This window comes from uncultured Aquimonas sp., from assembly GCF_937888285.1.
GTDB lineage: Bacteria > Pseudomonadota > Gammaproteobacteria > Xanthomonadales > Xanthomonadaceae > Aquimonas.
This window is the reverse complement of sequence record NZ_CALART010000023.1, coordinates 46,799-66,769: the sequence shown is the minus strand read 5'-3', so window position 1 is coordinate 66,769 and position 19,971 is coordinate 46,799. Positions and strand designations below refer to the sequence as shown.

Genomic DNA, 19,971 nt, shown 5'->3' with positions numbered 1-19,971 from the left:
GGCACAATTCGGAGGCTGGAAGAAGGCTGTAGAAACTCGCGCGCGCGGGAGCGATCTCAGCAGCGGGACGGCATCAAGACGCGCAGCGGAATGTCGCCAACCGAACAGACGGGAAACTCTCCACGCGCCCCAGAGCGGCGCAACTGAGATCGAAGCAGCGCGCCCCATCGTACTGCGCAGAGCCGCCTGACGTCCTTCAGGCCCGCATCAAAGACCGCTACGCACACACGGGCGAGTGCGGGCGCGAACCTTTCACAGGGGACGCTCCAACTGAAGACGCCGAGCACAGCGGGCACGATGCTGCCGTGCGCTCTCAGCGCGTGTTCGCCACCTCGTCGCGCCGCTCGCGCAGCGTCAGCACGATGCGGTGCTCGGCGCCGTAGCGCTCCGCGTACGCCGCATTCAGGGCGTCGAAGAGCGCCAGCGCCTCCTCGCGACGGCCGTTGGCAGCAAAGGCCTCGGCGCGGGCCTCGTCGGCCATAAGGCCGGTGTCGGGGCCGTGCGTGCCCTCTGCGGCGATCAGCGCATCGAGCGCGACGCTGGCGGCCAGTGCGTCGTCGCCACGCCCCAGTCGCGCCAGGCTGGTGACGCGCTCGGCCGCCGCGCTCAGGCATTCCGCGTAGCCGGCGCCGATCCGCTGGCAGGCACGCGCGCCCTCGTCGAGCGCGGACAGCGCGCGCGCCCATTCGCGGTGCATGTTCAGCGACATGCCGAGCAGGCGCCAGGCGCGCGCCTCGTAGGGATGGCCGTGCACTGCAAAGATCCGTGCGGCCTCGCGCAGCATGCGCTCGCCTTCGGGATCACCCCCGCTGCGCAGACGGACGTTGCCGGCCTCGGTCAACGCATCGGCGCGCAGCGGATGGTCGCCCTCGAAATGCAGCTCGGCGACGGCCAGCATGCGCTCGGCCGCCGCGCGCTCGGCCTCGCGATCGCCCAGGGCCTGGGCCGCGCCGCGCAGGCCGTCGAGCATGTAGACCAGACCCGCGGCATCCGGCCCGCGCGCGGCCTCGGCCAGGCGCACGGCGTCTTCCAGCACGGGGCGCGCTTCGGCATTACGGCGCTGGTGGCGCAGCAGCATGCCGAGATTGAAGCGCGCCACCGCGTGGCGGAAGTCGCCGGCGGGCAGGGCCCTGGCATGGAGGGCATCGGCCTCGCGCGCATGCCGCTCGGCGTCTTCCATGCGTTCATCGACGAGATCCAGGTTGGCCAGCAGGAACAGGCCCTCGCCCAGCTCGATGGGATAGCGCGCCGTGCGCGGGCGCAGCAGCCGCACGCCGTCTTCGACCACCGCGCGCGCCGGTGCGTACTCGCCCTGCTGGCTGTGCAGGGCACCGCGACTGAGCAGCAGCAGGGCCAGCTCGGGCGACTCGGGGTAGCGCTGGCGCGCGATCGCGATGCCGGCGTCCAGGCGCTTGGCCGCCTCCTCGACCTCGCCGCGCTTGCCGAGGATGTTGCCGAACTCGCGGGTGAGATCGAGCGCGATCAGCGACTCGGGCGCGAAGTCCGTGTCCAGCCGCGTCAGGGCCTGGCGGAAGGCCTCGTCGAGATCCACCGCCGAGGCGGCGTCGCGGGCGAAAGGGTCGGCCGGCGCGAACACGCTCAGCAGGAACTGCACCGCGCTGCGCGCGCGCTCGGCCTGGGCTTCCGCCTGCACGGTCTGCGCCTGTGCGCGTTCTGCCTCGATGCGCGCGCGGTTGGCCTGCCACAGCGCCATGCCGAGGCTGAGCAGCACGGCAAGGCTGGCCGCGGTCGCGACGCTGAGCATGCCGCGGTTGCGCTTGGCGAAGCGCGAGAAGCGGTACCAGCGGGTCGGTGCCACCGCGCGCAGCGGGCGCGAGTCGAGGTGGCGCTCGATGTCCTCGGCCAGCGCCGCCGCCGAGCCGTAGCGCGCCTCGGGCTCGGGCCGCAGGGCCTTGGCGACGATGGCGTCGAGATCGCCCAGCAGACGCTCCGGCGCATAGGGCAGCTCGGTAGCCGTGCGCGCCAGCCGGCTCGGCCGCTGGGTGTCCTCTTCACCGAGTTGCGCGACCAGGCTGGCGAGATCGCCACGCGCGCGCGAAGCCGGCAACGCGCCGCTCAGCAGCCGGCACAGCAGCAGGCCGAGCGCATAGACATCGGTGGCGGTCGAGACCGGCTCGCCGCGCAGCTGCTCGGGCGCGGCCCAGGCCGGCGTCAGCGCCGCCAGCGTGGTCTCGCCGGCCTCTTCGTCCAGCAGCTTGGCCACGCCGAAATCGAGCAGGTGCGGCTGGCCCTGCACGTCGACCAGCACGTTGCCGGGCTTGAGATCGCGATGCACCACCAGCAACCGGTGGGCGTGATCGACGGCGGCGCAGATCGCCAGGAACAGGCGCAGGCGCGTGCCAAGATCCGGCCGCTGCTGCTCGCACCAGGCCGAGAGCTCGACGCCCTCGACGTGCTCCAGCGCCAGCCAGGGCTGGCCTTCGGCATCGACGCCGGCATCGATGAAGCGGGCGATGTTCGGATGCGACAGCCGCGCCAGGATGCGGCGCTCGGCGAGCAAGCGCCGCACGAAGGCCGGGCTGGCGCCGCGCACGCGTTTGATGGCGACGCGCTGCTCGACCGCGCCGTCGACGCGCTCGCCCAGCCAGACCTCGCCCATGCCGCCGCGGCCGAGCAGGCGCAGTACCCGCCAAGGGCCGATCTGAGCCGGCATCGCCGGAGCATCTTCATCCCTGCCCATCACCAGCGCCGGCCCGGACTGGTGCCGGTCCAGGGCCTGCGCCACGCGGGCAAAGCGCAGCAGACCTTGGACCTCGGGGTGCTCGCGCAGCTCCGCCGGCAGGGCGTCGAGATCAACGCTGTTGCCCTCGGCAATGCGATCGGCAAGCTCAGCCAGGACGACTTCCAATGCGTGCGGCATGCGCTCTCCCCGTGCCCTCGACTGGCGCCTGACGAGCTTACGCAGACCCGCCACCGACAAACAGGGGAAGTGGATCGGGCGGCCGAAACGAACGCCAGGCACAGCTCATGCTCAGGCAAAGGCCGACAGTCGCCTCTCCACGTCGTCATCGAGAAAGCGCATCAGCGCTGATGCGCTGCGGTGACCCAGCAGGCCGGCCGACTGCCCGCACCACAGCGGCAGCAGGTCGGCGCGCCGCTGCTGCAGAGCCGGAGTCTTCATCGCTGCGGTCAGCCAGCCCTGCAGCGGATACGGCGCAAGTGCCGCGCCGGCGAGCTCTTCGGACAGCCGGTTGCGGATGCCGCGTGCCAGCCGTCCGCTGAAGGCGCGCGTCAGGGTGGTCCGGCGCGCAGTCGCACCGAACAGCTGCTGGCGGTGAAGTTCGCTGGCATTGGATTCCTCGCAGGCCAGGAAGGCCGTGCCGATCTGCACTGCCTGCGCGCCAAGGTTGAGTGCAGCGAGGATGCCGCGGCCATCGGCGATGCCGCCGGCGGCGATCACCGGCACGCGCACCGCGTCGACCACTTGCGGCAACAGCGCCAGGCCGCCGGTGAGCGCGTCCTCGGGCCGCTGCAGGAAGGACACGCGATGTCCGCCGGCCTCGAAGCCGGTGGCGACGATCAGATCGACGCCCGCCACCTCCAGCGCCCTGGCCTCGTCCACGGTGGTCGCGGCGCCCAGCGTCAGGATGCCAAGCGAGCGGCAGCGCTCCAGCACGTTGCCGGCGGGCACACCAAAGACGAAGCTGAATACCGCGGGCCGCACCTCAAGGACTGCCTCGACCTGCTCTTCGAAGTCCGGCAGGTAGCGCGCCGGTGGCGGCGGAATCTCCGCGCCCAGCTCGGCGTACCAGGCCGCCAGCCGTTGTGCGTGTAGGGCGTAGTCCTGGCCCTGCTCTGCGGCGACCAGCGACTCGCCGGGCTCCGCATGCGGCAGCCAGAGGTTGAGCGCAAACGGCCGCCCGCTGCGTGCACGGATCTGCTTGGCGACTGCGTGAATCCCGGCGCCATCGAGATGATGGGCACCGAACGAACCGAGTCCTCCGCCCTCGCCAACCGCCACCACCAGATCCACCGAGGACAGGCCGCCGCCGAAGGGGCCCTGCACGATCGGCCGCAGGATGCCAAGGCGCTGCGCAAGCGCGCTCTGTCGCCAGGCCCTCACTGCAGCAGGCCCTCTGCGCGCAGCGCGGCCTGCACGGCGGGTCGCTGCGATACCCGCCGCAGCAGGCCCTGCAGGTGCTGGAGGTCGCCCAGCTCAAGAGCGACCAGGCGCGACCACCCGGCGACCACAAACAGATACACGTCAGCCACGCTGTAGCCGCTGTCGGCCAGGTAGTCGCGGCCCTGCAGTCGCGCATCCAGCCATTCGAAGCGGGTGCGCAGACGCTGCCGCAGATGGGCCTTGGCCTCACCGTCGAGACCCGGGTCGAACAGCGGCGAGTAGCCCTTGTGCAGTTCGGTGCCGACATAGGTCTGCCATTCGAGCACGCGGTAGCGCGCCTCACCGCCGGCCGGCAGCAGACCGGCGTCAGCGGCGCGCTCGACGATGTACTGGGCAATCACCGCACCTTCGGTGAGCACGTCGCCGGGCGCACGCTCCAGCACCGGCACCTGGCGCTTCGGATTGACCTCGGCCAGTGCGCGGCCATCCTCGATGCGCTGCTGGCGCAGATCGACACGCGCCAGTTCGAAGGCAGTGCCGGTTTCACGCAGCAGGATGTGGGAGACCAGCGAGCAGGTGCCGGGGGCGTAGTAGAGCTTCATGTGGCGTCCTCGTGTTGTGGGGTGGACGCAGGCTAGGTCCGCCAGCGCGTGCGATAAATGGCCGACAATGCATTTCATTGCTTACACGGAATGCCGATGCGCCGAGCCCTCGACGACCTGATGCTGGGCAGCCTGGAACTGTTCTGCCTGGCCGCGGAATGCGGCAGCTTTGCCGCCGCTGCGCAGCGTGCGGGCCTCACACCGGCCGCGGTCAGCCGCAGCGTGGCGCGCCTGGAATCGCGCCTGGGCACCCGTCTGTTCGCGCGCAGCACCCGCCGCCTGCGTCTGACCGAAGCCGGCGCGCTCTACCACCGCGAGTGCCGCGAGGCCCTGTCGCGTCTCGGCGAAGCCGAACGCCAACTCGGCGATGCACAGCAGGAGGCCAGCGGCACGGTGCGCCTGAGCCTGCCGACCGCGCTCGCACACCGCCGCGTGCTGCCGCGGCTGGCCGAGCTGCTGCGGCGCTGGCCGCAGCTGCGTCTCGACCTGCATCTGGACAACCGCAATGTCGACTTCATCGCCGAAGGCTTCGACCTCGCGATACGGGGTCGCCAGCCCCCGGATTCGGGCCTGGTGGCGCGCCGCCTGCTGGAGGATCCGCTGGTGGTGGTCGCCGCACCCGACTATCTGGCGCGACATGGCTGCCCGCAGGCGCTGGAGCAGCTGGCACAGCACGAATGCATCCAGTTCGTGCTGCCCAGCAGCGGCCAGCGCGTACCCTGGCAGTTCCGTGTGCAGGGCCGGGATCTCGACCTCAGCACCGAAGGTGGCCTGTGCTGCAGCGGTGATGTCCAGGCCCAGGTCAGCCTGGCCCGCGCCGGCGCCGGTCTGGCGCAGGTCAGCCGGCACATGGCCGAGACCGAGCTGGAACGCGGCGAACTGGTCGAAGTGCTATCGGCCTTCAGCGGCCGCACGCGTGCCTTTTCCGTCCTCTACCCCGCCGATCGGCACATGCCACAGCGGGTGCGCGTGGTGGTCGATTTTCTGCTGGAGCTGTTTCCGTCGAGATCCGAGCGCATCGCGCTCTGAATGTCGCCGCCCGCAGTCCGCGCCTGTGCCGCGCCGCAGGCGGTCGAAGGCCACACGGGGCGAGGGCGCCCCGGTGGACCCCATTACGCCGCTTCGCGCTCCAGCAGCGGGCGACAGGCAGGGTGCAGGCTGAGAAAGGGCGCCACCGTCTGCCAGAGTGCGCGAGCGCGCTCCACCTCGCCGCAACGACGAAGACTGAGCACGCTCCAGCCCTGGATCTCGGCGACCAGCGCCTGCACCATCGGGATTCCGCGGTAGCTCTCCGCCTGGCTCAGGGCCGAGGCGAAATGCTGCAGCGCCTCCGCATCGCGGCCGGCGTGCTGTGCGAGCAGACCGCGGGTGAAACCGTAGCCGAGCGCAACCAGCTCGGACAGCGTCTGCGGCTGCACATCTTCGATGAGCCGCGCGGCCTCGTCTGCGTGCTGCGGATGCTTGGCCAGCGACATGGCGAGATCGATCCGGGCCATCTCGCCGGGTGCGGCCTCCAGAGCCTGGCGTTGCGTCTGCAGCATCTCGTCGAGGCGTCCGACCGCAGACAGCAACTGCACGCGACCGGCGAGCTGCGTGGGCAGATCCCTGCGCGAGGCCTGCGCCTCCCAGGCCGTGAGCGCACGCTCGCCCATGCCAGCATCGGCATCGAGCCGCAGCCGCTCAAGCAGCAGCTGGTCGCGCGAGAGGCCACCGAACAGCGAGAGCCGCGACAGCAGCCACAGACACAGGCGGGCCGTGCGCAGCCGCTTGTGCAGGCGCGCTCGCATCAAGCCGTTGTAGGCCACCATCGGTCCGATCACGAACAGCATGCCCAGCAGAGCCAGACCAAGATAGAGAAAGCCGAGGTAGTCGCCCCAGCCGAAGGGCTGGCCCTGCGAGAGGTTCCAGGCGCTGATCGCCACCGGCGGACCCCATAGATACACGTTCGACTTCAGCGACCGCAGCAGGGTGAGCCAGAACGGCTCACGCAACCCGCGCACGGCGGCGCGGGCAGCCTCGGGCTCCAGGAATTCCAGGCCCAGGTCGGACATCGGTGCCGGCTCGCTCAGCACCTGCACCGCGCTGAGCCCGGCTCCGCCCGCCAAGGCCCGGGCCTCGCCGCCGTTGCGTGCCATCACCGCGTGCTCGACATCGGCGCCCTCGGGGGATGTCCCTCTGAGCAGATGCACCCGCGCCGGCGCCTCGGCCTCCTCCACGCGCTCGACCGGCCCGTAGAGCCGGGCTCGCAACGGCAGGCTCAGCTCGCGCAGTCGCCGCATCTGCCGGGCAGCCGGACGTCGCGCGGCGACAGCCTCGTACAGCGCGAAGGGATCCAGGCCCTGTGCTGCGTACTGATCGAACAGCGCTGCATCGCGCTCGTCCTCCACCAGGATGTCGCGCAGCTCACTGCTTTCCATGCCCGCGCAAACCACCTGCAGACGCGGCTCCAGCGACTGCCAGTCCAGAGCGCTGACTCCTGAGACCTGCAAGTAGTGGTCGAGCACCGCCTCGCGCACCCGGCTCAACCACTGGTCGCGGGTAACGCGATAGGCGAGCTCGATATCCTCCGGCGTGAACTTGCCGCCGAGCGCGCTGGCGCGACGCTCGATGGCCTCGCGCCGCGGCGGCTGGGCAAGCAGCACGTCTTCGCGCTGCGCGTGGCTGCGCTCGAAGACCCGCCGCAGCAGCGGCAGATCCAGCGGACGCAGGTCCTGCCCGGCGCCATATTCAGCCAGTGCAGCGAACGCAGCAGCGAGCGGTTCGCCGGGCGACACGGTCCAATCCAGGGCGCCGCGCCGCAGCGACTCGCCAGGGCCATCGCTGCGCACCCACAGGCGCTGCCCCTCGCCCAGCGCGAACAAGCGGTAGTGAACCTCGTCCTCCTGCTGGCACAGGCACAGCCCGATTCCACTTGCTGAATGGACGGCGGCGCGCACATGTGCCGGCCAGCCCTCGCGCGTCTCCAGGTCGGCCAGCAGCCGGAAACCCAACGCGTGCGCCTCGCCCCAGGCGGACAGCAGGGACTCTGCCGGCGCATCGAGTTCGCTGAGCTGCAGATGCAACCGGGCCGGCATCGGCTCGTCTGCGTCGAACAGCGCAGTCGCGCGTCCCAGGCCTTGCAGCTTGCGACGCAGCCAGAACTTGAAAAGGAACCATGCGAGGGCAGCAAAGACCAGCAGCCCGAACAGCACGCCCACCACGATCTGCAGGAAGAGAATCAAGCACGCCCCCAATGAAAACATCATCACATCCGCGCAGTTTATGTGAATCACATCGCACTGCGGAGCCTTTCGTCTCGGCTGCAAACGCCGATTTCGCCCTGGACCGCGGCGAGCGCGCCGCGGGAGCGCTCAGGCGCGGGCCCCGCGCCCGCTGGTACGGCCCCGCATGGGTCCGATCAGTCTGGCTCTGGCGGGCGCATCGCGAGCGCCCTGGCTGGCTGTTGAAAAGCAGGCTGCCAGCCCGGCCAGGGATGGCCGGGACGACGAAGCAAGCCGGCAAGCGATGGATTTGTCGTGAGGCGGTACGGACCTGCGCCGGACCGCCGCCGTGAAAAACTCCCCGCAAGGGAGTGTTTCAGCACGCGGCTACTGCACCCGCAGCGCCGCGTAGCTCTTCTTGCCACGGCGCAGCAGCAGGTAGCGGCCGAACAGCAGGTCTCCGGCAGTCACCCGCTGGTCGACGCCGCTGCTGCGCTGGTTGTTGAGATAGATGCCGCCGCCTTCGAGGTCGCGGCGGGCCTGGCCCTTGGATGGACACAGGGCGCTCAGCACCAACAGGTCGATCAGCGCAGCGCCCTCGCCTTCGAGCTGGGCGCGTTCCAGCTGCGCGTTCGGAATCTCGGCGATCACATCCTCGAACACCGCCTCGGGCGTGTCGCCGATTTCGGCGCCGAACAGGATCTGGCTCGCGGCGATCGCCGCTTCCGTGGCCTCGGCGCCGTGCACCAGGGTGGTCACCCCGCAGGCCAGCGCCTTGTGCGCCTCGCGGGCGCCGGGGTTGGCCGCGTGCGCGGCTTCCAGTGCTTCGATCGTCGCGCGGTCGAGGAAGGTGAACTTGCGCAGGTATTCGCTGACCTTGGCGTCCTCGGTGTTCACAAAGAACTGGTAGAAGCGGTACGGGCTGGTGCGCGCGGGGTCCAGCCAGACCGCGCCGGATTCGGTCTTGCCGAACTTTGAGCCATCGGCCTTGGTGATCAGCGGGAAGGTCCAGCCGTAGACGGGCACGCCGAGCTTGCGGCGCACGAACTCGGTGCCGGCGGTGATGTTGCCCCACTGGTCGGAGCCGCCGATCTGCAGCTCGCAGCCGAGCTCCTTGCGCAGGTGGTAGAAGTCGTAGGCCTGCAGCAGCTGGTAGCTGAACTCGGTGTAGCTGATGCCGTTCTCGCCGGCCATGCGCGACTTCACCGAGTCCTTGGCCAGCATCGCGCTCAGCGGAAAGTGCTTGCCGACGTCGCGCAGGAAATCCAGGAAGGACAGCGGTGCGGTCCAGTCGGCGTTGTCGACCAGCACGGCCGGGTTGGCGCCGCTGCCGAAATCCAGCAGGCGCGCCAGCTGGGCCTTGATGCAGGCGATGTTGTGGGAGAGCTGATCGCGGGTCAGCAGGTTGCGCTCGGCCGACTTGCCGGAAGGGTCGCCGATCATGCCGGTGGCGCCGCCGGCCAGGGCGATGGGCGTGTGGCCGGCGCGCTGGAAGCGGCGCAGGGTCAGCTGGCCCATCAGGTGGCCGACGTGCAGCGAATCGCCGGTCGGGTCGAAGCCGCAATACAGGGTGATCGGCCCCTCGGCCAGGCGCTTGCGCAGCGCGTCGGTGTCGGTGCAGTCGGCCAGAAGGCCGCGCCAGATGAGGTCGTCGATCAGATCCATGGTCGGTTTCGAAGTCGTGCGGGGAAGGGCCGCCGCAGGCGGGCGGCCGCACAGGGTGCGCGAGCGCGGCGGACTTCTCAACCGGTCCGACAGGCCTGCGGCCCGAACCCGACTGAGCTGCAGGAAGCAGCCTCCAGGCGCGCAGGGCATGCCCGTGATCTGTGCCCCGCCGCCGCGCGCGCGGCGACTGCCGGCGCTATCCTGCGCGCGCCGCGGCATCCGCGGCGTGCTGCGGGGAGGCAGCCCATGCGATTCCGTCGACTGCTGGTTATTTGGCTGTGCCTGCCCGCGCTGGCCACCGCGGCGCCCATCTCGAACGCCCTGCAGCCGGTGCCGACGGTGGTACTGCCGACCCATGCGGGCCCCGGCGCGGATGCGCAGGCGCTGCAAGCCAAGGCCGGCTATCGCTGGTGGGTGGACTTCGGCAGCGAGCGTCTGGTCGGTGTCGACGCCGACAGCCTGCAGGACTGGCTGCGCATCGAAGGCAGCCGCGCCGGCCCGGCGTCGATCGCCCGCGACGAGATCGTGGTGCGCGATCTGGTCTGCACCCAGCACTATCCAGAGCCGGTCGTCGCCATGGTCGGCGGCTACAGCCTGGTGCGGCGCCCGGCGGCGCTGGCGCGCGTCGCCGGCCTGAGCGGCATGGGCGGCATGCCGGTGCCCGAGAACGGCATCGTTGCCCGCGCAGTGCCGCCTGCGGACATGGCGAAGGCGCGCGGCGTGTCGGACCCACGCGTCGATGCACTGGTCGCCCGCATCGACACCGACCGCTGGTTCGCCACCGTCGGCGAGCTGTCGAGCATCAACCGCAACAGCTTCAGCCTGGGTCTGGCCGAGGCGCGCGACTACATCCTGGCGCGCTTCATGGCGGCGGATCTGTTGGTCTCCAGCCACGACTTCATGCTCGGCAACTCCAGCTGCTCGCCGGCGCCGCCGCCGGTGCAGATCCAGAACCCGATCGGCATCAAGCGTGGCCACGTGCAGCCGGAACGCTGGATCGTGGTCGGCGCCCACTACGACTCGCGCAACAGCGTGCGCTGCGACGGCAGCGCCAGCCCGCAGCCGGGCGCCAACGACAATGCCTCGGGCTGCGCCGGCGTGATCGAGCTGGCGCGGGCCTTCGAGGACGTGCCGACCGAAAAGTCCATCGTCTTCGCCTGCTTCGCGGGCGAGGAGCAGGGCCTGGTCGGCGCCTACGCCTGGGTGCAGAGCCTGGCCGACTCCGGCCAGCTCGCCAACGTCGAGCACATGATCAATCTCGACATGATCGCGCACGCCACCAGCGACCTGCTGGACACGCGGATCGAGACCACCACCGCCTTTCAGGGCGAGTTCGCGCGCTACCGCGCGGCGGCGGCGACCTACGCGCCCGAGCTGCGCATCATCGAAGCCGGCACCCAGGCCTACTCCGACCACTGGCCTTTCATCGCCCGCGGCATCCCGGCGGTGTTCACCTGGGAAAATGGCGCAGGCATCTACCCGCACTATCACCAGAGCACCGACCTGCCGCAGAACCTGCTGCGGCCGCGGGCGCTGGCTGGCGGCATTTTGAAGATGGACGCCGCCGTGCTGGCGGGCCTGGCCGTGCTGACCGAAGGGCCGCTGTTCACCGACGGCTTCGAGGCGGTCGACTGAGCGGCTTGAGTTCGCCTTCGCAGCCCCCGAAACGCAGAAGGCCTGGCGACTGCCAGGCCTTCTGCGTTTGCGACAGGGCGAAACCGGATCAGGCCGGCTTGGGCGCCCAGGAGATACACCAGCCCGGGCCGGCGACGCTGTTGTTCGGGAACAGCATGCAGTCGACCCAGTCGCCCTCGGCGCCCTGGTGGAACTGGCAGTTGTTGCAGTTGCTGCCTTCCTTGAAGTTGGCGTGCTTGGTCTTGTCGACCTTGGCGGCGTCCTCGATATAGCCCAGCGCCACGGCCTGCGGATTGTCGACCGGCAGCGGCGGCTTGGTGGAGGCGGCTGCGGCGGGCTGGGTGAGGAGCTTGAAGGCGATCGGCGCGCCGACCGCGGCCACGGCGGCGGTGCGGAAGAACTGGCGACGGCTCGGGATGCTCGGGGTGTTGGACATCGGTGACTCCTGGCGTTGGCTGGGGATCAGCGCAGCTGGGCCGGCACCCTACTCGGCGCTGCCAAGCACCGCGTTGACTGGGGTCAAGTCGCTAGCGCTTCGCATTGCCCGGGATTCCGTCCTCGCGGCGTGGGCGCACCATGCCGCCATCGAGATGCAGGGCACATGAAGCGCGGCGCGAACGATTCGCACTTGCCTGCACGCCTTGCTAGCGTCGGGGCTTGTGACCCGTCGGATCGCCTGAGCACAGCTCTTCATGCGACCGCCCCGCCCCGCCGGGCTACACTTCGCGCCCATGAAAACCCTGACCGACACCGCCCGCGCGGCCCTGCCGCAGCGCGCCAACGACATCATGACCGCTGCCGCCGATCTGGCCCGGCTGGGCTGGACGCCGGCCACCAGCAGCAACTTCTCGATGCGCCTCGACGGCGAGCTGATCGCGGTGACCGTGTCCGGCCGCGACAAGGGTCGGCTCACGCCTGCCGACATCATGGTGGTCGACCTCGATGGCCGCGGCGTGGAGACCGAACTGCGCCCGTCCGCCGAGACCGGCCTGCACACCCAGATCTACCGCCGCTTCCCGGACATCGGCTGCGTGCTGCACACGCATTCGCACAACCAGACCGTCGCCTCTCGCCTGTTCGCCAAGGACGGCCATATCCGCCTGTCCGGCTACGAGCTGCTCAAGGCTTTCCGCGGAAATGCCACGCACGAGCTGGATGTCGACATCCCGGTGCTGCCGAACAGCCAGGACATGGACGCGCTCGCCGCGCAGATTGAACCGCTGCTCGACCAGCCCAATCTGTACGGCTACCTGATTGACGGCCACGGCGTGTACGCCTGGGGCCGCGACCTGGCGGAAGCCCGCCGCCATCTGGACGCACTGGAATTCCTGCTCGCCTGCGAGCTGGACTTGAGGAGACTGAACGCATGAGCCGCATCCGCATCTTCAACGAAGCCCAGCCCGAATCGCCGCTGTTCGAGAGCAGCGAGCACGCCGCGATTGCCGAGCAGCTGCGCGCCATCGGCGTGTGCTTCGAGCGCTGGGAGGCCGCTGCTCCGGTCAAGCCGGGCGCCTCGCAAGAGGAGGTCATCGCCGCCTACCGCGCCGACATCGACCGGCTGATGGCCGAGGGCGGCTATCAGACCGTCGACGTGGTCAGCCTGAACCCGGACCACCCCGACCGCGCGGCGCTGCGGCAGAAGTTCCTGAACGAGCACACCCACAGCGAGGATGAGGTGCGCTTCTTCGTCGGCGGCTCGGGCCTGTTCACCCTGCACCCGACCGACAAGGTCTACGAGGTGCTGTGCGAGGCCGGCGACCTGATCAGCGTGCCGGCCAACACCCGCCACTGGTTCGACATGAGCGAGCAGCCCTACTTCATCGCCATCCGACTGTTCAACAACCCGGCCGGCTGGGTAGCGAACTTCACCGGCACCGACATCGCCGAGCGCTTCCCGCGCTTCGAGCGCGAAGCCGCCTGAAGCCCATGACGATCCGCGCCATCCTCACCGACATCGAGGGCACGACCAGCTCGATCTCCTTCGTCAAGGACGTGCTGTTCCCCTACGCGCGCCGCGCCCTGCCCGCGTTCCTGAAAGCGCGCGGCAAGGACGCGGAGGTCGCGCGCTGGGTCGATGCGGTGGCCGCCGAGATCGGAGCGGCCGGGCCGGATGCCTGCATTACCGAAGTGCTGCAGGGCTGGATCGACGAGGACCGCAAGCACACCGCGCTGAAAGCCCTGCAGGGCATGATCTGGAAGGCCGGCTACGAGAACGGCGACTTCGCCGCCCACGTCTACGCCGATGCCGCCGATCAGCTGCGCGCCTGGCATGCCGCGGGCCTGCCGCTGTACGTCTATTCCTCGGGCTCGGTCGGCGCGCAGAAGCTGTTCTTCGGCCACAGCGAGGCCGGCGATCTGCTGCCCCTGTTCGCTGGCCACTTCGACACCGAGATCGGCGGCAAGCGCGAAGCCGCCAGCTACACGCGCATCGCCGAAGCCCTGCAGCTCGCACCCGCTGAAATCCTGTTCCTGTCGGACGTGGTCCAAGAGCTCGATGCCGCCCGCGATGCCGGCCTGCGCACCGTGCTGATCGACCGCGTCGAGGACTACCCGCAGCCGCGCGAGGGCGAGGCGGCGAACGGCCACGCGCGGCATGTCGATTTCCGCGGCATCGAGCCCGCCGCCTTCGCATGAATCTCCGCGCGCGTCTGGCCGGGCTGGGCCAGGGGCTGAAGCTGGGCCTGCTGCTGCGCCCGCGCTCGCGTCCGCTGCCGCCTTCGGGCCGGCTGATCGTCTGGGGCCTGGGCCTGCACCTGCTGGTCGAACTGGTTGCCGGCTGGTACGCCGTGCCCGAGCCGCGCGCGCTGTTCTGGGCGCATCTGGTCGCGGTCTGCGGCAGCGTCGCCCTGCTCGGCCTGCTCGCGGGCGCCGCGGCCAAGCTGCTGCGCCGCCCCGGCGGCTGGCAGGTACTGGCGGGCTATCTGCTGATCGGCCTGCTGCCGCTGCGCGTGCTGCTGGCCGTGTTGCCTGTCGAGACGCCGCAGGGCGTGGATGCGTGGCTCGGCTGGCTGCTGGGTGAGGACTCGGCCGCCGCCAGCCAGCGCAACACCGCCCTGCTGCTCCTGCTGGCCTGGCTGTTCGCCTTCGCCCTGATCTGGCGCCTGCTGCGCTGGCTGGTGCCTGAGCGCCAGCCGCTGCGACACGTGGCAGCCTGTGCCGTGATGGCGATCGGTGGCCTTCTGCCCCTCCAAGGCGCGCTCTATACCGCGTTCTGGTATCCCGATGAAGCCGCGCTCGCGGCCGAATGGGAGGCCGCACAGCCGCAGTTCGACTTCGACCCCGAGGCCCTGATGTTCGACCAGCCGCGCCGGCTGCGGCAGGCGCTGTCGACGATTCCCAAGGGCGAACCGGGTCAGCGCGAGCTGTTCGCCCTGGCCTTCGGCGCGGACGGCGCGGAGAACGTGTTCCGTAACGAAGTCGACTATGCGGCGACGCTGTTTGCAGAGCGCCTGGGCGCTGGGCCGCGGGTGCTGAGCCTGCTGAACAATCCGCAGACGGTGGACTTGGCACCGCTGGCCAGCCGCACCAACCTCGCGCTGGCGCTGAAGGAGCTGGGCCGGCGCATGGACCTCGACGAGGACGTGCTGCTGCTGTTCATGACCAGCCACGGCTACGAGGACCACCGCCTGCACGTGGCCATGGCGCCGCTGCCGCTCACTCCGATCGCGCCCGAGGACCTGCGCAGCATGCTCGACGAGGCCGGCATCCGCTGGCGCATCCTGATCGTCTCGGCCTGCTACTCGGGCGGCTTCCTGCCGGCGCTGGCCGACGAGCACACCCTGGTGATCACGGCTGCGCGCGCCGACCGCACCTCGTTCGGCTGCGGCGTCGATTCCGACTTCACCTACTTCGGCCGCGCCCTGCTGATCGAAGCGCTGAACGAAACCCTGGACTGGGAGCAGGCGTTCGCGCTGGCACAGGCCAAGGTGGCCGAGCGCGAGGCCGAAGAGGATCTCGAAGCCTCGGAACCGCAGATCGCCATGGGCGCGGCCCTGCGCGCCCACCTCGGCGCGGCGTCGGCGCGATAGCCGGGCCATGAGCGGACTGGTCGCCTTCGTGCTGCTGTCGCTGGCGCTGGGCGCCCTGCTGGGCTGGGCCGCACAGCGCTTCCGGATCGATGAAGACCCGGTGGTCGAGCGCATCAACGCCCTGCTGCCGCAGACCCAGTGCGGCCAGTGCAACTATCCCGGCTGCCGGCCCTATGCCGAAGCCATCGCCCGCGGCGAGGCCGACATCAACCAGTGTCCGCCCGGCGGCGAAGCCGGCGTGCGCGCGCTGGCTGAGCTGCTGGGCCGCGAACCCAAGCCGCTGTCCGCCGAGCACGGCGTGGAGCAGCCGCCGCGGGTGGCCTTCATCCTCGAAGAGCTGTGCATCGGCTGCGTCAAATGCATCCAGGCCTGCCCGGTCGACGCCATCGTCGGCGCGCCCAAGCGCATGCACACGGTGATCGCCGAGCTGTGCACCGGCTGCGACCTCTGCCTGCCGCCCTGCCCGGTCGACTGCATCGAGATGCGGCCGGTGGAAGCGCCGAAGCCGGCGTGGCGGAGCATCCCGCTCACGCTCAGCACCTGAGGCCCGTCGAGGACGCGCTGACGGGCGCTGATGCAGGCCTTGGCCGACTGTGGCCCTCAGCTGGACGTCGCGGCGCCGCCGACTGCGCTCCGCAGGCCTTGGGTGCGTCCACCGGGCCACTGGGCCGGCTCGCGCCAAGGCTGCTACAACGCACCTACAGTCAGGCAACAGTGCTGACGCCGACGCTTTGGCATCCTGAACGGGCAGCCTGTGCTGCGCCCTTTGAAGGCACGTCGTCGAGCCTGCACAGACAGGCAGACGGTGCCGCTGCTGCCTTACCTGCTGCTTCCTTCCATCGCACTGCCGGAGTGCACTTCATGAAATCTCTGCCTTGCCGCATCGCCTGCCTTGCCTTGCTGCTTCCTGCGCTCGCCTCGGCCCAGCTGCCGCCCGGCATCAGCGGCGCCTGGTACAACCCCGAACAGAGCGGCCACGGCCTGTCGGTGGAGATCCTTGATGACGCGCGCGCGCTCGCCTTCTGGTACGTCTACGACCCGCTTGGCAATCCGGTGCACCTCTACCTCGACGGGCGCATCGAGGGCCGGCGCATCGAGGCCACCGCCTACGCGCCCCGCGGCATGCGCTTCGGCAGCTTCCGCCGCGAGGATCTGGACATGCCCGTCTGGGGTGAAGTCGCGCTCGACTTCAGCAGCTGCGATCGCGGCCTGCTGCAGTGGGACAGCGACGTGCCGGGCTACGACAGCGGCAGCAGCGAGATCCGCCGGCTGACGCGCATCGCGGGGCTGGACTGCGAGTTCGACGCGAATCCTCCGACTGCCTATGCCCTGACCATCGATCGCGACGTCTATCCCGACGGCCGGGGCTATGCCGCACGCGATGAGCAGGGTCGGCTGTGGGCGCTGGAGACCGTCAGCACCTTTCACCCGGACGCCATTCCCGTGACCGGTTACGTCGGATTCCCGGGGGCGCTGATCAAGGCCCGGCCACGCGAGGACTCGACCGTCGAGCTGAGCCGCTACTCGATGGCGCCCTGGCTCAATGCGCCGTCCGCGGTGTCATCGGCCGACTGGCAGATCGGAGCCGACGGCGGCGTGCTGGCTCTGCAGCTCGACAACGGCTCCAGTGAGCGCTGGCAGCTCGCGCCGTCTGCGTCGCCGCTGTCGCAGCCGCTGACGCTCGCGTCTCTGGCCCAGAACTGGCGGGTGGTCACGCGCACGCAGTTCTTCAACCTGCCGGTGGGGCTGCGCATCGGTGCCGACGGCAGCCTCTGCTTCGATCTCGGCTCGGACTGCCGCTACCGCGGCACGGTCTCGCTGCGCACCGGCAGCGCCGGCTTCTTCGAGTTCAGCCTGAGCGACACCACGCGCTCTGACCTGCCCTTCGTGGGTCGTGGCTGGCTGCAGGGCGAAGGCGATTCGCTGCGTATCGTCCTCGTCGGTGACAACGGTCCGACGGGCATTGGCCTGGTCGGCCATCGCTGAGGCAGCAGCGCACTGACCCGGTGCGCCCGGGTGTCTTGCCGCCGCGCGCGTTCGTCGGCGTTTGCCCGGACGCCAAGCGCGCGACCTCCCTGCAAAGGAACGAGTCCCATGAAGACATTCTTCTCCCGGCTTCCGCTGCTCACGCTGCTGTTGTTCACGCCGGCATTTGCCCAGCTGCCACCCGGCATCAGCGGAGCCTGGTACAACCCCGAGCAGAGCGGCCACGGCCTGTCGATCCAGATCCTCGATGAGCAGCGCGCGCTGGCCTTCTGGTTCGTCTACGACATGGAAGGCAATCCCCTTCACCTATATCTCGACGGTCGCATCGAGGGTCGCCGCATCGAGGCCACGGCCTACGTGAATCGCGGCATGCGCTTCGGCAGCTTCCAGCCGCGCGACCTCAGGCGAGGCACCTGGGGCACGGTGAGCATCGAGCTGATCAGCTGCGAGCACGCGCTTCTGCGATGGCGCAGCAATTGGGCGGGCATGGGCAGCGGCAGCACGCCTATCCGAAGGCTCACCCGGATCAGCGGTCTCGACTGCGAACTGCCCGACCAAGCGTCCACGCCTGCTCTACTGTCGGGCGTTGAGCTCCAGTTCCCCGCCAGCACTCCTGCAGCTGCCTTCGCCAGCGTCGACGAGCGCGGTGAGCTGCGGGTGCTGACAGCGCTCGGCGGCACCGAGGACTCAGTGCCGGGCCCAAGTTTCGTCGGGCACGTCGGTTGGGTGACCCGCGCGACATACTCCAACGACTCGGCGCTTCAGTTCTCGCGATACGGGAGCAACTGGACCTACGGCCATCCGAACGGGCTGGTCCCTACCGAGCTGGAGGGCACGTTCAGCGCCGGCGGGGGCGCCTTCCGGCTGCGCACGCAAAACGGGCGCAGCTTCCAGCTGTCGCTGACGCCGAGCCCGCAGGAGTTCGTATCCCCTGTGTCGACGCAGCGCGTTGGCGGCGCCTGGGAAGTGCGGATGGGCGGGCAGATCATCGACCATCACGCCCGGCTGGAACTTACTGCTGAAGGGAGTGTTTGCCTGCGGTTTCTTGGCGGGGCCGAGCCTGGTCCCTGCCGCCTCACGGGCGAACTGATTCAGCTTGCAGAGTCGAACCACTTCCTCGGCTTCGAACTGCGCGACAGCGAACACCCCTCGCAAGCGCCCTTCACCGGCCGCGCCTGGGTGCAGCGCGGTGACGGTATCGAGCGCCTGGTGCTGGTCGGCGACAACGGCCCCACCGGCTTCGGCCTGGTCGGTCGGCGCTAGGCGGGCGCGCCGCTGAATACGGATGCAGGCCCGCACCGGCGCAGCCTGCATCCGCTAACGTGGCGCCATCGCCCATCGCCGCACCGTGATCGCCATGCCCCTGCGCTTCGGCCTCGCCGCCAACCGTCGCCACCACGAAGGCCCGGATGCCTTGCTGTTCCGCTGGCTGCGCCGCTCGGGCCCGGGTATCCGCGCGCTGGAGCTCGGTCTGCATGCAGTCGGCCGCACCTTCGACGTGATCGAGTCGCGGCGCGCCCTGCCGGATCACCCGGGCCTGGTGCGCTATCCAATGGGCCGCGAGGGTGGGCTGATGAAGCTGGTCTCGGGCATCGCCGGCGGCACCGAGATCGCGCCGGCGCTCGATGGAGCGATCTATCTGATGGATCCGGTCGATCCGTCCTCCATCTATCCCGAGGCGCAGGCGCTGAAGCGCCAGTGCGTGACCCACGACAAGCCTTTTGTTTCAACACTCGCGGGGGCCGTCGAGTGGATTGAGGTCGAGCGCGTGCTGGCGGGCCTTGGCGCCACCGCAGACGCCGACCCGCTGTTCGCCTTCGAACAGCAGACCGTGGCCCTGATCGCGCATGACTCGCGCAAGCAGGCCATGGTGGAGTTTGCCGGTCGGCACTTCGACCTGCTGGCGCGCTTCGCCCGCCGCATCGCCACCGGCACCACCGGAGGGCGCCTGAACGAACTCGCCTGGTCGAAGGGCTGGCCGCGCGAGCGCGACTTCGTCGACCGCTACCAGAGCGGCCCGCTGGGCGGGGACGCACAAATCGCCGAGCTGGTGTTGGCCGACCGCTGCCAGCGCGTGGTGTTCTTCGAGGACCCGCACGTCGCCCGCCAGCACGAGGCCGATATCCAGCTGCTCGAACGGGCGGTGCGCGTCGCCTCGGAGCGCGCGGTTTGCGTGACCTCGCCGGCGGTGGCCGAGCGCTGGTGTGCGGCCGTCTATCGGCGCGCGGGCGAATGAGTGCCAGCTTGGACCACTCAACGGCCGACGAGCCCACCGCCGCCATCGTCGATTTCCTGCGCGCGATCGGCCTCAAGGTGCAGTACGCCGAGCTCGGTGACGCCTGCTTTCTTCCGGGCATCGAAATCCGTGACGGCGCCCTGCGGGTCGACCGCGCCCGCCTGCGCTGGCCCGGCGACCTGCTGCACGAAGCCGGACATCTGGCGGTGCTGCCCGCTGCACTGCGCGCGCTGCAGTCCGGCGATCTGCATGGCAGCGAGCAGGCGGCCCATGCCGGCGAGGCGGAAGCCACCGCCTGGGCCTATGCGGCCTGCTGCGCGCTGAGCCTGCCGGCCGATCTGCTTTTCCACGAGGGCGGCTACCACGGCCGCGGCGCGGCGCTGGCGATGACCTTCTCGCTGGGCGTGTATCCCGGCCTGCACGGCCTGATGCAAGCCGGCATGGCCCATGGAGTGGCCGAGGCCAAGCAGCTCGGCGCCGAGCCCTACCCGCGGATGCGGCGCTGGCTGCGTGAGTAGCAAGCGCATTCGGTCAC

General features: G+C 70.0%; 17 protein-coding genes. 11 read left to right on the top strand and 6 right to left on the bottom strand.

Annotated elements, in window-relative coordinates:
• Positions 1–313: 313 nt before the first annotated feature.
• From Q0654_RS06765 to gstA, 3 genes are all read right to left on the bottom strand, one after another.
• Positions 314–2,881: a serine/threonine-protein kinase gene (locus tag Q0654_RS06765; protein ID WP_298851883.1), complete on the bottom strand. Its 2,568-nt coding sequence runs from the start codon at positions 2,879–2,881 to the stop codon at positions 314–316.
• Positions 2,882–2,992: 111 nt separating this feature from the next.
• Positions 2,993–4,084 (bottom strand): nitronate monooxygenase, encoded by a 1,092-nt coding sequence (locus tag Q0654_RS06760; RefSeq protein ID WP_298851881.1) that lies wholly within the window; start codon positions 4,082–4,084, stop codon positions 2,993–2,995.
• Positions 4,081–4,686: a glutathione transferase GstA gene (gene gstA, locus Q0654_RS06755; RefSeq protein WP_298851879.1), complete on the bottom strand. Its 606-nt coding sequence runs from the start codon at positions 4,684–4,686 to the stop codon at positions 4,081–4,083. The genes Q0654_RS06760 and gstA overlap by 4 nt, the downstream gene beginning before the upstream one ends.
• Positions 4,687–4,782: 96 nt before the next feature.
• On the opposite strand from gstA, the gene Q0654_RS06750 reads away from it, so the two are divergent.
• Positions 4,783–5,715 (top strand): LysR family transcriptional regulator, encoded by a 933-nt coding sequence (locus Q0654_RS06750; RefSeq protein WP_298851876.1) that lies wholly within the window; start codon positions 4,783–4,785, stop codon positions 5,713–5,715.
• A gap of 83 nt (positions 5,716–5,798) precedes the next feature.
• On the opposite strand, the gene Q0654_RS06745 is transcribed toward Q0654_RS06750, so the two are convergent.
• Positions 5,799–7,907 carry a hypothetical protein gene (locus Q0654_RS06745; protein WP_298851874.1) on the bottom strand — a complete coding sequence of 703 codons (2,109 nt, stop codon included), beginning with the start codon at positions 7,905–7,907 and terminating at the stop codon, positions 5,799–5,801.
• Between the two features lie 366 nt (positions 7,908–8,273).
• Positions 8,274–9,551, bottom strand: coding sequence for a tyrosine--tRNA ligase (gene tyrS / locus Q0654_RS06740; protein ID WP_298851872.1), 1,278 nt, complete (start codon positions 9,549–9,551; stop codon positions 8,274–8,276).
• Between the two features lie 246 nt (positions 9,552–9,797).
• Here tyrS and Q0654_RS06735 point away from each other — a divergent pair, with 246 nt between their 5' ends.
• Positions 9,798–11,186 carry a M28 family peptidase gene (locus Q0654_RS06735; RefSeq protein ID WP_298851841.1) on the top strand — a complete coding sequence of 463 codons (1,389 nt, stop codon included), beginning with the start codon at positions 9,798–9,800 and terminating at the stop codon, positions 11,184–11,186.
• Between the two features lie 88 nt (positions 11,187–11,274).
• On the opposite strand, the gene Q0654_RS06730 is transcribed toward Q0654_RS06735, so the two are convergent.
• Positions 11,275–11,622 (bottom strand): high-potential iron-sulfur protein, encoded by a 348-nt coding sequence (locus Q0654_RS06730; RefSeq protein WP_298851839.1) that lies wholly within the window; start codon positions 11,620–11,622, stop codon positions 11,275–11,277.
• 295 nt (positions 11,623–11,917) lie between these two features.
• Here Q0654_RS06730 and Q0654_RS06725 point away from each other — a divergent pair, with 295 nt between their 5' ends.
• The 9 genes from Q0654_RS06725 (at position 11,918) to Q0654_RS06685 (ending at position 19,954) form a co-directional block, all read left to right on the top strand.
• On the top strand, positions 11,918–12,556 hold the full coding sequence (locus Q0654_RS06725) for a methylthioribulose 1-phosphate dehydratase (RefSeq protein WP_298851837.1): 639 nt from the start codon (positions 11,918–11,920) through the stop codon (positions 12,554–12,556).
• Positions 12,553–13,107 carry an acireductone dioxygenase gene (locus Q0654_RS06720; protein ID WP_298851834.1) on the top strand — a complete coding sequence of 185 codons (555 nt, stop codon included), beginning with the start codon at positions 12,553–12,555 and terminating at the stop codon, positions 13,105–13,107. The genes Q0654_RS06725 and Q0654_RS06720 overlap by 4 nt, the downstream gene beginning before the upstream one ends.
• Before the next feature lie 5 nt (positions 13,108–13,112).
• Positions 13,113–13,820 (top strand): acireductone synthase, encoded by a 708-nt coding sequence (gene mtnC, locus Q0654_RS06715; RefSeq protein ID WP_298851831.1) that lies wholly within the window; start codon positions 13,113–13,115, stop codon positions 13,818–13,820.
• Positions 13,817–15,214: a C13 family peptidase gene (locus tag Q0654_RS06710; RefSeq protein WP_298851829.1), complete on the top strand. Its 1,398-nt coding sequence runs from the start codon at positions 13,817–13,819 to the stop codon at positions 15,212–15,214. Before mtnC ends, Q0654_RS06710 begins: the two co-directional genes overlap by 4 nt.
• A gap of 7 nt (positions 15,215–15,221) precedes the next feature.
• Positions 15,222–15,758, top strand: a complete 537-nt coding sequence (gene rsxB, locus Q0654_RS06705; RefSeq protein ID WP_298851827.1) for an electron transport complex subunit RsxB — start codon at positions 15,222–15,224, stop codon at positions 15,756–15,758.
• 317 nt (positions 15,759–16,075) lie between these two features.
• The gene (locus tag Q0654_RS06700; protein WP_298851825.1) at positions 16,076–17,200 is read left to right on the top strand and encodes a hypothetical protein; all 1,125 of its coding nucleotides are present in this window, start codon (positions 16,076–16,078) and stop codon (positions 17,198–17,200) included.
• Between the two features lie 108 nt (positions 17,201–17,308).
• Positions 17,309–18,463 carry a hypothetical protein gene (locus Q0654_RS06695; protein WP_298851823.1) on the top strand — a complete coding sequence of 385 codons (1,155 nt, stop codon included), beginning with the start codon at positions 17,309–17,311 and terminating at the stop codon, positions 18,461–18,463.
• 100 nt (positions 18,464–18,563) lie between these two features.
• Positions 18,564–19,436, top strand: a complete 873-nt coding sequence (locus Q0654_RS06690) for a methylglyoxal synthase (protein WP_298851940.1) — start codon at positions 18,564–18,566, stop codon at positions 19,434–19,436.
• A gap of 8 nt (positions 19,437–19,444) precedes the next feature.
• Positions 19,445–19,954 carry a hypothetical protein gene (locus Q0654_RS06685; protein WP_298851821.1) on the top strand — a complete coding sequence of 170 codons (510 nt, stop codon included), beginning with the start codon at positions 19,445–19,447 and terminating at the stop codon, positions 19,952–19,954.
• Positions 19,955–19,971 lie beyond the last annotated feature (17 nt).